The organism is Sphingobium sp. B1D7B (assembly GCF_025961965.1).
Taxonomy (GTDB): Bacteria; Pseudomonadota; Alphaproteobacteria; order Sphingomonadales; family Sphingomonadaceae; genus Sphingobium.
Map to the genome: position 1 here is coordinate 1,998,470 of NZ_JAOQOR010000001.1, position 13,967 is coordinate 2,012,436.

The window sequence follows — 13,967 nt, forward strand, 5'->3', positions numbered from 1 at the left end:
GCAAAACGGTGCGTCACGCGCGAATGCTGCTTGCAGTCCTGCGACAAGCTCATAGACAGGCCTGATGCTGCGGCGATCGCGTTTGGGCAGGTGTTCCCGTGCAGGTGGGACTTTCATGGCGATCCTGCTGGCGGCGCAGGGCGCGCTGACGTGCGACCGCGCGCTGGCGCAAACGTCGCCCGGTCAAGCCACCCCAGCGCCCGACGCCGCGCAGGACGCGCTCGATCTCGATGACATGCCCGACATCGGCCTCGACTGGCCTGACCTCGACCAGCCGGGGGAAACTCTGGCAGTGGAGGGCAGTGACGCCGGAGGAGAGGCCGAGCCCGCGCTGGCTGCCGGGCAGGGAACGGCAACGCCCGCACCGCAAGCGCCCGCCGGCACTGAGCCTGACCCCCTAGGCGGCACGGCGGGCGAAGCGGCAGCCCTTGCTGCGCTCGATCCCACGCAGCCGCTGCGTTATCAGCTCAATCTTGAAGGGCTGGGCGATGCCGCCGACACCATGTTCTACAGTCGGTTCGATGCGCTCTCTGCGCTGCGGGCGGGGGAAGGCGACCGTGCGAGCATCGCGCAGATCCGGCGTCGGGCGCAGACCGATGAGGAACTGCTCGAAGATCTGCTGCGCACCCGGGGCTATTATGAGGGCCGGAGCCGTGCGCGCTTTGGCGTCAGTGGAGCAAGCGACCCCTATGTCCGCGTCGCGCTGCGCGCCGTCCCCGGCCAGCGCTTCGCCCTGAACGCGGTGGAGGTGTTCGGGCTGGACGGGACGATGGCGGACGGCAAGCCGTTGCGCTCGCTCTTTCCTGTGAAGGTAGGAGACCCTGCCGACACCGATACCATATTGGCCGCGACAAGCGCGCTGCGTGTCAGCCTTGAGGAAGGTGGTTATCCGTTTGCGCAGGTGCGCGAACCGGTGCTCACTGTCGACCATCAGCAGCGTCAGGCCCTGCTCAGCCTCAACGCCGATACCGGTGACTTTCTTCGCTTCGGCTCGATCCGTGTAAACGACGGCGCGCCGTTCGATGCGCGGCACGTGGCCGTCATCAGCCGCTTTTCTCCGGGCGACCCGTTCAAGCAAAGTGAACTCACCGATCTCAACCGGGCCATCGTCGCGACCGGGCTGGTCTCCCAGCTTACCATCACGCCCGAAGCGCGGCCTGACCGCGAGGCGGTGGACATCGTCGTGAACATGACACGCGCGCCGCCACGGACAATCGCCGGGGAAATCGGCTATGGCACGGGCGAAGGCGCGCGCGTGGAAGTGCGCTGGCAGCACCGCAATCTGGTCCCGCCGGAAGGGGCGGTGACGCTACGCGGCGTGATCGGTACGCAGGAACAGAGCGCGTCCGCGATCTTCCGGCGCAACAATCTGTGGCAGCGCGATCAGGCTCTCAATGGCGAGCTCAGCATCGCCAATGTCGATCAGCCGGCTTATGACGCGCTGACCGCCGGCATCGCCGCGAGCCTGGAAAAGCACACCAACCTGATTTTCCAGAAGGAATGGACCTGGTCCGCCGGCCTTGAGCTGCGTGTCAGCGACGAGCGGCGCCTATATGAGGGGTCGCCCGATCCGGTGCGGCGCCGCTATCTCATTCTCGCCCTGCCCACCAGCCTGACTCATGATGGCAGCGACGATCTGCTCGATCCGCGCAAGGGCTTCCGCCTCGGCGGGCGCCTGTCTCCCGAACTGTCCCTGCAGGATGGCGCCTTCGGCTATGTCCGCGCGCAGATTGATGGCAGCACCTATATTCCGGTCGGCGAGCGACTGACCATCGCCGGGCGCGCGCGTCTGGGCACCATCGTCGGCGCGTCGGCCGACCGCATTGCGCCGACGCGGCGCTTTTATGCCGGCGGCGGCGCCTCGGTGCGTGGCTATGCCTATCAGGCCATCGGCCCGCGCGACCTCAATAACGATCCGGTGGGCGGGCGCAGCCTCGGCGAAATCTCGCTGGAAGCGCGCTATCGTTTCGGCAGTCTCAACCAGTTCGGCATCGTGCCGTTCATAGATGCCGGCACGATCTCGCCCGATCCCCTACCGACCATCCGCGAGATGCGCGTCGGCGCGGGCCTCGGCTTTCGCTATTACAGCAACTTCGGGCCGATCCGGATCGATGTCGGCACCCCGCTCAATCCGCAACCGGGTGACTCGCGCATCGGCGTCTATGTGTCGCTGGGACAGGCCTTCTGATGGCCGCGCAAGACGAGCCCCTGCCGGAGGGTGCGTCGGAGCAGGCGCCGCCGCCGCCCCGCCGCAAGCGCTCGCTGCTGCGCTCGGGGTTCAGCCTCTCGGTCATTTTGCTCATCGTGGCGCTGGTGGTGGCGCTCTGGGGTGGGGTGCGCTGGCTGGATAGCGAAGGCGGCCATCGCTTCATCATCCGCAAGATCGCGCAGTGGGAGGCGACCTCCGGCCTGCGCATCACCGTGGGCGCCATTGAGGGGCGCGTCTTCAACGACATGGTGCTGCGCGATGTGCGCTTTTTCGATACGCAAGGGCAGTTCGCCAGGGTCGATCGCGCCGATGTGAGCTGGTATCCGCTCGGCTGGCTCTCCAACCGGCTCGATCTTGATCGGCTGCATATCCATTCGGCCGACCTTTCCCGCCGGCCCGCGCTCAAGCCCTCGACCTCGCCCAAGCAGCCGCTGCTGCCGGGGTTCGACATTCGGCTGGCGGACCTGCGGGTGGACAGGCTGGGCATCGGCCCGGCGGTGTTGGGCGAGGCGCACGTGGTCCGCGCAATTGGCAATGCCGACGTGCGCTCCGGTCGCGCGGTCATCGACCTGCTGGCCACCGCGCCGCGCACGGGCGATGTGCTGCGTGTGGCGCTGGACAGCCGGCCCGATGATGGCCGGTTCGATCTTGACGCGATTGTGGTCGGGCCACAGGGCGGCGTGATCGCGGGCACGCTGGATGCGCAGCAACCGGTGTCGCTTCGCGTCCATGGCGATGGCGACTGGCGCCGTTGGAAGGGCCGGCTGACGGCGCTGACCGCCAACCGCCTCACCGCGAACGTCGCACTGACCGCAGTGGAGGGCCGCTATCAGGCGAAGGGGCCGCTGGCGTTGCTTGGCCCACTCGAACCGCTGACCGTGCTGGGAAGCCAGCAGGCGCAGATCGAGACGGACGTGCGGTTCGACAACCGGCTGCTCTCCGGCACCGCCTCACTTGCGATGCCGGCCGCAAAGCTGGCCGCCAATGGCGGCGTGGATTTCGGCCGCAATCGATTTGATGAGCTGCGCGTTTCGGCGGTGGTCGCACGGCCCGGCCAATTGGCGAAGGGCGTCGCGGGCCAGTCCGTCAATCTGCGCGCCCGGCTGTCCGGTGCATTCGATGCCATGGAGGTGGGGTATCTGCTGACCTCTGCCGAGCTGCGGCAGGGCGGGTTGGCGCTTCGCAATATCCGTCTGGAAGGCGAGGGCCGGCTGAACGGCCCGCGCGGACGCTTCCCCATCCGGCTGACGGCGCAGGCACTGACTGTCGGCCAGCGCGCTGTGGACGAGCGGCTGCGCAATCTCGTCGTTCAGAGCGTGCTACTGAAGAATGGCGATGATCTGCGCATGGATCGCTCGGACGTGCGGGCGAGCGGTTTTCGCGGGCAGATCGAGGGGCAAGGCAATCTCGGCTCTGGGAGCTACCTCGCGAGTTTTCGCGGCGGTCTGAATGGACTGGAGATTGCCGGCCTGGGTCGGCTCGATCTCGATGCCGTGCTGCGGCTGGCCCGACCGCCGCAAGGGCAGAGCAGCTTTTCCGGCACCGTCCGCGCGACGATGCGGCGGCTCGACAATGGCTTCCTGCGTGGCCTTGGGGACGGGTTGCCGGTCATCACCAGCCAAGTCGGGCTGGCGCCGGGCGGCGGCATCGCGTTGCGCGATCTGCGGCTGGTGGCGCCCGCGCTCACCCTTGTCGGCCAAGGGCGGATCGACGGCGCTGGCCAGCTCGATCTGCGCGGGCAGGGCGAGCATCGCAATTATGGTCCCCTGCAACTGGCGCTCGCCGGCAAGCCGGATCGCCCCCGGGTGGACATCACCCTCGCGCGCCCGCTGCCGGCAGTCGGCCTCGCCAATGTCCACGCGCTGCTGACCCCTGACGATCAGGGCTATGCCGTGACGGTCGAGGGCGGCTCGATGTTTGGCACCTTCGCCGCGACCGGCGCCATCCTGCTGCCGCGCGGTGGCGCCGCGACCATCTCGGTGGCGGATCTGGGCGTGAGCGGCGTCACGGTGCGGGGCGATCTCGTGCCCGTCGATGGCGGCTTGCAGGGCGCCCTGTCGCTTTCCGGTCCCGCCGAGGGCGCGGTGACGCTGGGGATGGTCGATGGCGTGCAGCGCATCGGCTTCGATGTCGATCTGAGCGGGGCCAACTTCACAGGCTCGCCGGGCATCGTCATCAATCGTGGCTCGCTGGAGGGCGAAGCGCTGCTCCGTCCTGGCGCGGTGACGATCAACGCCAATGCGCAGGGTCGCGGCGTACGCGTCGGCGGCGTGCGGATCGGGCGGTTCGCCGGCGCGCTGAAGCTCGTCAATGGCGAGGGAACGGCCACCGTCTCCATGAATGCGCGGACGGGGCGCAGCTTCGATCTGCAGGCGCGGGCCGGCATCGCGCCGAACCGGATCAGCATCGATCTGGATGGCTCGCTGGATGAATCGGCGATCCGGCTCGACCGAACGGCAGTGCTCAGCCGGGAAGAGGATGGCTGGCGTCTGGCGCCGGCGACCGTGCGAATGCAACGCGGCGCCCTGCGCCTGTCCGGCTTTATCGGCGGGACGCGCACCGAGATGGACGCCAAAATGCAGGCCGTGCCGCTGCTGCTGCTCGATCTCGCCAATGACGATCTGGGATTGGGTGGCACCATGGACGGCACGGCGCATTATGTCGCGCCGGTCGACGGGCCGCCGACCGGCAAGCTCAATTTGCGCGTCAAGGGTCTCACCCGCTCCGGCCTGGCGCTCAGCTCAGCGCCCATCGATATGGGGCTTAATGCCGAGCTGGATACACGCCGGCTGGCAGCTCGTGCGGTGGTGGCGCGTGGCGGCAAGGTGGTCGGTCGCGCGCAGGCACTGGTGACGCCGCTTGGCAGCGGGTCGCTGAGTCAGCGTTTGTTCCGGTCGCCCTTGCAGGCCCAGTTCCGCTATGCCGGCGATGCCGACACGCTCTGGCGGCTCACCAATGTCGAGATCGTTTCGCTGGGTGGCGATCTTCGCCTGTCCGCCAGTGCCGGCGGCACCTTGTCCGATCCGCGCATTGAAGGGACGCTCTCCACGCGCAATGGCCGCATCACCAGCCCGGTGACCGGCATGGTGATCCGCGATGTGCAGGCGAGCGGTCGGTTCAACGGATCCCAACTGTCGATTCCAGACCTTCAGGGCCGGGCCGGCAGCGGCAAGGTTACCGGTACGGCCGTGTTCGATCTCTCCGCCGAGCGCGGCATCGGCATGGATATCGCGCTGCAGGCAGATCGCGCAGTGCTGATGGACCGAGACGATGTCGGCGCGACGGTGACCGGCCCCGTACGCATCGTCTCCTCCGGCAGCGGGGGCACGATTTCGGGCAATCTGGAGGCCGTCTCCAGCCGGTTTACGCTCGGGCGCGCCAGTTCGTCGACGGAAATTCCGCGTCTGCGTCTGGTGGAGATCAACCGCTCGGGCGATCAGGTGGAGCGGTCGCGGGCGGACGCGCCCTGGCGGCTCGACATCACCGCCAAGGCGCCGCGCGGGCTCATCGTTGAGGGGCTGGGGATGCAGAGCGAATGGTCGGCCGATCTCAAGATCGGCGGGCTGGCGACCGCGCCCGCCTTCTCCGGCGTGGCGACGCTCACGCGCGGAACCTATGATTTCGCGGGGCGCCGGTTCGACCTGCAGGAGGGGCGCCTGACCTTTACCGGCAGCACGCCGGTCAATCCGCGCCTCGATATCCGCGCGGTCGCGGACGTGCAGGATCTGAGCGCGACGATCAACGTCACCGGCACCAGCATGCGGCCGATCATCGCCTTCTCCAGCATTCCGGCGATGGCGCAGGATGAACTGCTCTCCCGCCTGCTGTTCGGCACCTCGATCGCCAACCTCTCGGCGCCTGAGGCGCTGCAGCTTGCCTCGGCCGTGGCGGCATTCCAGGGCGGGGGTGGCGGTCTTGACCCGATCAACGCCGTCCGCCGCGCGACCGGCCTCTCGCGGCTGCGCGTGCTGGCGGCCGATACCACCACGGGACGGCAAACCTCGATCGCGGCCGGCAAGAATATCGGCGAGCATCTCTATGTCGAGCTGATTACGGACGGGCAGGGCTATAGCGCCACCAGCATCGAATATCAGATCACCCGCTGGCTGGCCTTGATCTCCACCGTGTCGACCATCGGCCGGCAGAGCGCGGCGGCGCGAATTTCCAAGGATTATTGAGCCGGGGTCGGCGGCGTCAGTCGGCGGCGCCAGCTTCCGTGGCGGAACCAGTAGAGGCAGAGCAAGGCAGCCGCGACATTGGCGATCGGATAGCTCCACCACACGCCCGCAATGCCCCAGGGGGTGGCATAGGCGATCAGATAGGCGGCCGGCATCTGGAACCCCCATTGCATGATGATCGAGATGATCATGGAGTGGCTCGGGCTGCCCGCGCCCCGGAACGCGCCGAGCAAGGCTTGCGGCACGGTCAACACGCCGAGGAAGGGGAAGTAGACATAGGCGAAGGTCGAGGCGAGGGCGATCACATCCGGTTCGCCCGGCGCCAGTGTCGCCATGATCGCCGGCACGAACGGCAGGTTCATGAGGCCGATCAGCGTCATCCCGCAAAAGCCGAGCCAGGCCGAGAGGCGCGCAGCCTGCTCCGCGCGGTCGGTGAGACCGGCGCCGATATTCTGGCCGACCACGGCGGCGGTCGCGATGGAGAGGCCGAGCATCGGCGTGAACCAGAAGAATAGCGGCCGCGTCCCCACGCCATAAGCAGCGAGGCCGAGCGTGCCGAAGCTGGCGGCCAGCGCCATGAGCAGCACCGAGCTGAAGGTGCGGATCGCCTGCTCGATGGAGGCAGGCAGGCCAAGGCCAAGCGCCAGGCGGATATGCGACCAGTCTGGCCGGAAATGGCGAGTTCGCACATGCAGGACGGATCGGCCCGAGAGCATGTGGTGGAGCAACACCAGAAGCGCGCCGATCTGCACGATCACCGTCGCCAGCGCGGCCCCGGCAATACCCAGCGCAGGAAACGGCCCGATGCCGAAAATCAGCAGCGGATCGATCAGTGCATTGGCGATGACGCTGCCGATCTGCACGCGCATGGCAAAGCGCACCTCGCCGGCGGCCTGCAACATGGCCTGCATGGCCATGAAGCCGAACATCGGCACCATGCCGATGAAGCGGATGTGCAGATAATCTGTCGCCCGCGCATGGATTGCCGGCTCCACGCCAATGAGGGTGAGCACGGCTGACGCCGAGAAGGCGCCCGCGAGCGTGAAGGCCAGCGCGACGATGCCGACCATCAGCAGGGTCTGCGCCGCGACATGATCGAGCGCTTCCATCCGCCGCGCGCCCATATTCTGCGCGATCAGCACCGCCCCGGCAGTCGACAGGCCGGAACCCAGGCCGATCAGCACGAAGAACAGCGGCCCGCTGGCGGTCACAGCGGCAATCGCGGCCTCGCCGAGCCGGCCGACCCAGAAGGCGTTGACGATATCGAAGCTGGCCTGGGCGAGATTGGTGACGGTGATCGGCCAGGCCACGCGCAGCAGCACCGTGAGCAGCCGCCCTTCCGTCATCGAGACGCTTCTGCCGCCCATTGTCGCGCGATCCTCCCCCAGCTTCGCTCAGGCCTAGAGAGCGGCCCTGCGGATGACAAGCGACGATGATTGGCGCGCCCTATGCGTGAAGTCGGCGTGGGTCATCGGCATTCACCCACAACAAAAGGCCCGGGATCTTTCGATCCCGGGCCTTCCGTTTCGCTTAATCCTGAAGATCAGGAGCTGTAGTACATGTCGAACTCGACCGGGCTGGGCGCCATTTCCCAGCGGTACACTTCCGGCCACTTCAGTTCGATATAGGCGTCGATCTGGTCCTTGGAGAACACGTCGCCCTTGAGCAGGAAGTCATGGTCGGCTTCCAGGCTGTTCAGCGCTTCACGCAGCGAGGCGCAAACCGTGGGAACCTGGCTCAGCTCTTCGGGCGGCAGATCGTAAAGGTTCTTGTCCATCGCCTCGCCGGGGTGGATCTTGTTCTCGATGCCGTCGAGGCCGGCCATCAGCAGCGCGGCGTAGCACAGATAGGGGTTGGCCATCGCGTCCGGGAAGCGGAACTCGACGCGCTTCGCCTTTGCGCCCGAACCGTAAGGAATACGGCAGGAAGCCGAGCGGTTGCGGGCCGAATAGGCCAGCAGCACGGGCGCCTCGAAACCGGGGACCAGACGCTTGTAGCTGTTGGTCGTCGGGTTGGTGAAGGCGTTAAGGGCCTTGGCGTGCTTGATGACGCCGCCGATGAAGTAGAGGCACATGTCGGACAGGCCGGCATAGCCGTTACCAGCGAACAGCGGATTGCCCTTGTCCCAGATCGAGATGTGGGTGTGCATGCCCGAGCCGTTGTCCTGCGCGATCGGCTTGGGCATGAACGTGGCGCTCTTGCCATAGGCCTGGGCGACCATCATCACGACATACTTGTAGATCTGCATGCGGTCAGCGGTGGTGACCAGCGTGCCGAAGGTGAGGCCCAGCTCGTGCTGCGCAGCGGCCACCTCATGGTGGTGCTTGTCGCAGGGGAGGCCCATTTCGAGCATGGTCGTGACCATCTCGGCGCGGATGTCCGTGCAGGGATCGACCGGCGCGACGGGGAAGTAGCCGCCCTTGGCGCGCGGACGGTGACCGAGGTTGCCGGCTTCATATTCGCGGCCGGTATTGGTCGGCAGCTCGATGTCGTCGATCTTGTAGAAGGACTCGTTGTAGTCCGTGTTGAAGCGGACGTCGTCGAACATGAAGAACTCGGCTTCTGGCCCCACATACACGGTGTCGCCGAAACCGGCGGCCTTCACATAGGCCTCGGCGCGCACGGCGGTCGAGCGCGGATCGCGACCGTAGAGTTCGCCGCTCGAGGGCTCGACGATGTTGCAGAACAGGATCATCATCGGCGTCGCGCTGAACGGATCGACATAGACCGCGTCCAGATCGGGCTTCAGGATCATGTCGGACTCGTTGATCGCCTTCCAGCCCTCGATGGAGCTGCCGTCGAACATGAGGCCTTCCTCAAGCTCGTCCTCGCCCAGCACACCGGCGCACATGGTCAGGTGCTGCCACTTGCCCTTGGGATCGGTAAAGCGCAGATCGACCCATTCGATCTCCTTTTCCTCGATCATCTTGAGGATATCTTTGGGCGTATTGGCCATGAGGATGTTACCTTCTCTTTGGTCTGAGTTGTTGCGAGTCTTCGGTCAGCGAACGGAAACGGTCAGATGGCAGCTTCGTCGAGCTCGCCGGTGCGGATGCGCACGGCCTTTTCGACGGGGATGACGAAGATCTTGCCGTCACCGATGCGGCCCGTCTGTGCGGCGCTGGAGATGGCATCGACCACGCGATCGACGATCTCGTCCGCCACCACCACTTCGAGCTTCACCTTCGGCAGGAAGTCCACGACATATTCGGCGCCGCGATAAAGCTCGGTGTGACCCTTCTGTCGCCCGAAGCCCTTCGCCTCCGTGACGGTGATTCCGGATACGCCGACTTCGTGCAGCGCTTCCTTCACATCATCCAGCTTGAACGGCTTGATGATTGCTTCCACCTTCTTCATGTCAAACGCACCCCTTTGTTTCGCGGTTTGATTGCGGACCGCGACATGCTGCCCGGACGATTTCGACCCAGGCGACATGCGCGACCGCGCAGGAAATCGGACGCTACAGCGCCCGTTCGCGAATCACCAGCGAAGCATTGGACACTTTGCGGTGACTTGTCGATATTGCCCGGATTTCGGGCATTTTGGACAGCAGTTGCCCAAATAATAGGCACCGATCTGCGCCTGTCGAAACACGAGCTCCGGATAGCGGCCAGCGTCAATAAGGCGGGCGGTGCAAACCCTTGGGGCTGAGCGTGAAAATCTCGCAGCCATCCTCGGTAATGCCGATCGAATGCTCGAACTGCGCCGAGAGCGATCGGTCGCGCGTGACCGCCGTCCAGCCATCCTCGAGTATCTTCACGGTCGGCTTGCCGGCATTGATCATCGGCTCGATGGTGAAGATCATGCCCGGCCGCAATTCGGGGCCGGTGCCGGGCCGTCCGACATGGATCACCTCGGGCGCGTCATGGAACACCCGGCCGAGGCCGTGGCCGCAGAAATCCCTCACCACGCCGTAGCGATGCCGTTCGGCATAGCTCTGGATTGCATGACCGATGTCGCCGAGATGATTGCCCGGCTTGGCCTGCTCGATGCCCAGCATCAGGCAGTCATAAGTCACGTCGACCAGGCGCCGCGCCTTCACCGGCACATCGCCGACCAGGTACATGCGGCTGGTGTCGCCGTGCCAGCCCTCGACCAGCGGGGTGACGTCGATGTTGACGATGTCGCCGTCCTTGAGCGGCTTGTCGCCCGGCATCCCGTGGCAGATCACATTGTTGAGGCTGATGCAGCAGCTATAGGCATAGCCGTGATAGCCCAGTGTCGCGGGGACGGCGCCGGCATCCAGCATCATCTGGCGGATGAAATCATCGATGTCGGAGGTCTTCGCGCCCGGCACGACCAGTGGTACGATCGCATCGAGAATCTCGGCGGCCAGCCGGCCCGCCTTGCGCATTCCGGCAAAGCCCTCCGGGCCATGCAGCTTGATGGCGGAGGTGCGGACGTTCTGGGTTTCGGCGGTCGGCGTGAGATAGGTCGTCATCCGCTCCATATAGGGGGAGGCGTGCGGAAAGGCGATAGGCTTGCCAGGGGAAGGGGGGACGCAATGCAGGACGCTGCCGAAATAGCCGGAGGGGACCTCAGCGGAGGCTGCGCGTGCGGCGCGGCGCGCTATCGCGTTTCGCGCGCGCCGATCTTCGTGAACAACTGCCACTGCCGGCGCTGCCAGGTGCAGACGGGGTCGACGTCGGTCGTCAACATGTTCGTGGAGGCCGAAAGCGTGGACCTCTTGAGCGGAACGCTCAGCGAGCATGTCGTAAAGGCGGGCAGTGGCGGCGACCATATCATCTGCCGTTGCAGTGCATGCGGCACGGCGCTCTGGAGCTATTATCCCCGACTGGGCAGGCTCGGCGCGGGGGTGCGGGTCGGTACGCTGGACGACCCCGCGCGGGTGAAGCTGGACGCAGTGATCTTCACCGCCAGCAAAATGCCATGGACGGCGCTGCCCGAGGATATCCCGTGCTTTGAGGCTACCTACAATCCGGCGGAACTCCTCCCGCCCGACCGTTTCTCGCGCCTTGAGGCGCTCATCGTCCAGCGCGCGGCTGGCGGCGGATGACAGCGCAGGGCAGAAATTTTCCGGTCTCGCTTGGCGCGATGCGGCGCCGGGTCTAAAGCCGGGCGATGAGCGAACGCATCTGGACTGCCGCCCTTCTCGTGATCGGCGACGAGATTCTTTCTGGTCGCACGCAGGACCGCAATGTGGCGCAGATCGGCACCTGGCTGAACGTGCAGGGCATCCGCCTGCGGGAAGTGCGCGTGGTGGGCGATGATGCGGCGGCGATTGGCGAGGCGGTGAATATTCTGCGCGCCCGCAACGATTATCTCTTCACAACCGGCGGCATCGGCCCGACGCATGACGATATCACGGTCGATTCCATCGCGGCTGCCTTGGGCGTGCCCGTGGTCGTCCATCCCGAAGCGCGTGCAATCCTGGAAGCCTATTACGCCTCGCGGGGCGGCATCAACGAGGCGCGGTTGCGCATGGCGCGCGTGCCGGAGGGCGCCGCGCTGATCCCGAATCATTATTCCGGCGCCCCGGGCATTCAGGTCGGCAACATCTTCATCATGGCCGGTGTGCCGCACATCACGGCAGGCATGCTCGCGGAACTGACGGGCAAGCTCGAGGGCGGCGCGCCGCTGCTCTCGCGCACCATTGGCTGCAATGTGGCCGAAAGCGAGATTGCCGATCAGCTCGCCCAGATCGAGCGGCAGCACGAGGGGTGCCAGATCGGCAGCTATCCCTTCTTCCGCGAAGGCAAGGTCGGGGCCAATTTCGTAGTCCGCGCCACCGATCAGGCGCGGCTCGATGCCTGCGTGGACGATCTCAACGCGGCGCTGGTCGCGGCGGGTTTTCAGCCGGTCGACGGCGGTATCTGACGCACAGAGGGCGGCCCGCGCCTGGCGGTGATGCGGGGGCGTGCTCTATCCCGCATACTCCGTCGCGCGAACGAACATCCGCACGAGGCGCCGGCGAAGCGCCTGCCGCTGGTCGAAATTGTCGACGGTAGCGGCGCGCGCGAGATCCCCGCATCGCCCCGAGAACTGCACTGCCCCGGCATCCTCGGCGCAGCGCGCGAGCCAACCGGCCGATGTGGCGACGGCGCGGTCATGGATCGTCAGCGCGCGGGTGCAGAGTGCTGGCATGTCGTCGGTGCAGCCCATCGCGAAGGCCAGATAAGCGATATAGTCCGGCGCCCACACATCGTCAGAGACGCCCAACGCATCAGCGTCTGGAATGTCATCCGCGAGGATTTCGCAGCCATTTCCGTCGATGAACGGGCTGTCATTGTGGAGGAAGCAGGCGCGGGACAGGATGTTGAAGGCCCTGTCCAACTGTGGTTGGCCGGCGAGGCCCCTGCGGTAGATGATCCCCAGATATTTGCAGGCATAGGGGCCGATCCCGATGTCGGATGAATCGCAGACGCGCGCCATTTTCTCCTTCGCGGCGCCATAGTCCCGCAGCGTGCTGTTCAGAAAATAGATCTTCCCGGCCTCATAGCAGCCGCCCACTTGAAAACCCGCGTCGCAGGATGCTTCATAGGCGGCGAGGGCGGCGCGTGCATCGCCCCGCCGTTCCGCCGCGACGCCAGCCTGCCAGCAACTGTCGACGTTCGAGTCTTTCACGCAGGCAGCGGAAGACGGCTCGCCCCCGGAGGAGGCCTGCGCCGGCTGGGCAGTCGCTGCGCTCGAGAGAAACATCGCGCCGATCATCATGACGAGGGCTGCCAGCGCTGATCGCATTCTTTGTCTCCCGAGCCGACGAATGGGCCGCATCAGTCAGGAAGCGGCCATCACGCGCTGAATCTGCCGACCTCCGCTGCGTGGATCAAGCGCAGTGGAGCGGCCACCCTCAAATGCACCGTGCGAGCGGGAAAATTCAACCGGTTCGGCGGCTTAATGCTGGTAGGAATTTCTGGAAATTGGAGCGGGTGAGGGGAATCGAACCCCCGTCGTCAGCTTGGGAAGCTGCTGCTCTACCATTGAGCTACACCCGCTAATCAGGCGTTTCGCGCTGATCAGGCCGTCCCTGTTGCATCGTTTTGGCAACCGCGGCGGCGGCGACGCCTATGGCATAGGCTCATCACAGCGTCAATTTGCGAACGACGCGGGTCGGCGCCTGACACTGCGGCTCGTGAAACGCATGAGCAGCCAAGTTGCAGTCGCGAAAGGTCGGGCTTGAACGGTATCAACTTCGCTGAGAATCGACCGGCTGCTTGCCGGCTGCTCTGTTAGCAATACCGAAACATCCGAAGTCGACCTCAGCCAAGTTGCTTTCCCGTTTGATCAAGACGAGCGCTCTGTGCACCGCGACCATCTTGCGACGTCCCTCGACGAGATTTGATAGAGCGGCAGACATATCATCCAACAGCTTTTGAAAGCGCGCCGGCTCAATCACCGTGGTACGTTTGGTTTCGAGGATACTTGTCGTCAGCCGCGCCAGATCGAGCAGGGCCAGGTCAGTACTGTTGAAGGCGGTTTCGATGTCGGCCGCAATGGTGCGACCGCCGGCCTCAGAAATGTCCATAAATCCTCCGAGATGCAGATGCACGGGGTGACGACGCCAGTGTTAGCCTGCGGACCTTTCTCGCAAGTGTGCTGCCAGTTCCAGCGGGCGGGAA

10 protein-coding genes and 1 tRNA gene are annotated in these 13,967 nt (G+C 65.6%); 4 read left to right on the forward strand and 7 right to left on the reverse strand.

The window, feature by feature from the left end; genetic code table 11:
* Nucleotides 1–115: 115 nt before the first annotated feature.
* Together M2336_RS09190 and M2336_RS09195 are read left to right on the forward strand one after the other, a co-directional pair.
* Nucleotides 116–2,188, forward strand: coding sequence for an autotransporter assembly complex protein TamA (locus M2336_RS09190; protein ID WP_264574724.1), 2,073 nt, complete (start codon nucleotides 116–118; stop codon nucleotides 2,186–2,188).
* A complete protein-coding gene (locus M2336_RS09195; protein ID WP_264574725.1) occupies nucleotides 2,188–6,387 on the forward strand; it encodes a translocation/assembly module TamB domain-containing protein in 4,200 nt (1,399 codons plus the stop codon). The genes M2336_RS09190 and M2336_RS09195 overlap by 1 nt, the downstream gene beginning before the upstream one ends.
* On the opposite strand, the gene M2336_RS09200 is transcribed toward M2336_RS09195, so the two are convergent.
* The 4 genes from M2336_RS09200 to map all read right to left on the reverse strand — a co-directional run bounded on the left by M2336_RS09200 (nucleotide 6,381) and on the right by map (nucleotide 10,828).
* Nucleotides 6,381–7,754: an MATE family efflux transporter gene (locus M2336_RS09200; RefSeq protein ID WP_264574726.1), complete on the reverse strand. Its 1,374-nt coding sequence runs from the start codon at nucleotides 7,752–7,754 to the stop codon at nucleotides 6,381–6,383. The genes M2336_RS09195 and M2336_RS09200 overlap by 7 nt on opposite strands.
* Before the next feature lie 176 nt (nucleotides 7,755–7,930).
* On the reverse strand, nucleotides 7,931–9,343 hold the full coding sequence (gene glnA, locus M2336_RS09205) for a type I glutamate--ammonia ligase (RefSeq protein ID WP_181559031.1): 1,413 nt from the start codon (nucleotides 9,341–9,343) through the stop codon (nucleotides 7,931–7,933).
* Nucleotides 9,344–9,405: 62 nt separating this feature from the next.
* Entirely contained in the window at nucleotides 9,406–9,744 is a 339-nt protein-coding gene (locus M2336_RS09210) for a P-II family nitrogen regulator (RefSeq protein WP_181559032.1), read from the reverse strand.
* Between the two features lie 259 nt (nucleotides 9,745–10,003).
* Nucleotides 10,004–10,828, reverse strand: coding sequence for a type I methionyl aminopeptidase (gene map / locus M2336_RS09215; RefSeq protein WP_264574727.1), 825 nt, complete (start codon nucleotides 10,826–10,828; stop codon nucleotides 10,004–10,006).
* A gap of 63 nt (nucleotides 10,829–10,891) precedes the next feature.
* Between map and M2336_RS09220 the strand changes: the two genes are divergently transcribed.
* Both M2336_RS09220 and M2336_RS09225 read left to right on the forward strand, forming a co-directional pair.
* Nucleotides 10,892–11,404: a GFA family protein gene (locus M2336_RS09220; RefSeq protein ID WP_264574728.1), complete on the forward strand. Its 513-nt coding sequence runs from the start codon at nucleotides 10,892–10,894 to the stop codon at nucleotides 11,402–11,404.
* Between the two features lie 65 nt (nucleotides 11,405–11,469).
* The gene (locus M2336_RS09225; RefSeq protein ID WP_264574729.1) at nucleotides 11,470–12,225 is read left to right on the forward strand and encodes a competence/damage-inducible protein A; all 756 of its coding nucleotides are present in this window, start codon (nucleotides 11,470–11,472) and stop codon (nucleotides 12,223–12,225) included.
* 45 nt (nucleotides 12,226–12,270) lie between these two features.
* Here the strand turns inward: M2336_RS09225 and M2336_RS09230 are convergent, their stop codons facing one another.
* The 3 genes from M2336_RS09230 to M2336_RS09240 all read right to left on the reverse strand — a co-directional run bounded on the left by M2336_RS09230 (nucleotide 12,271) and on the right by M2336_RS09240 (nucleotide 13,873).
* Nucleotides 12,271–13,089 carry a hypothetical protein gene (locus tag M2336_RS09230; RefSeq protein WP_264574730.1) on the reverse strand — a complete coding sequence of 273 codons (819 nt, stop codon included), beginning with the start codon at nucleotides 13,087–13,089 and terminating at the stop codon, nucleotides 12,271–12,273.
* A gap of 180 nt (nucleotides 13,090–13,269) precedes the next feature.
* Nucleotides 13,270–13,343 (reverse strand) — tRNA-Gly (locus M2336_RS09235).
* 191 nt (nucleotides 13,344–13,534) lie between these two features.
* Nucleotides 13,535–13,873, reverse strand: a complete 339-nt coding sequence (locus M2336_RS09240; RefSeq protein ID WP_264574731.1) for a hypothetical protein — start codon at nucleotides 13,871–13,873, stop codon at nucleotides 13,535–13,537.
* Nucleotides 13,874–13,967: the final 94 nt, after the last annotated feature.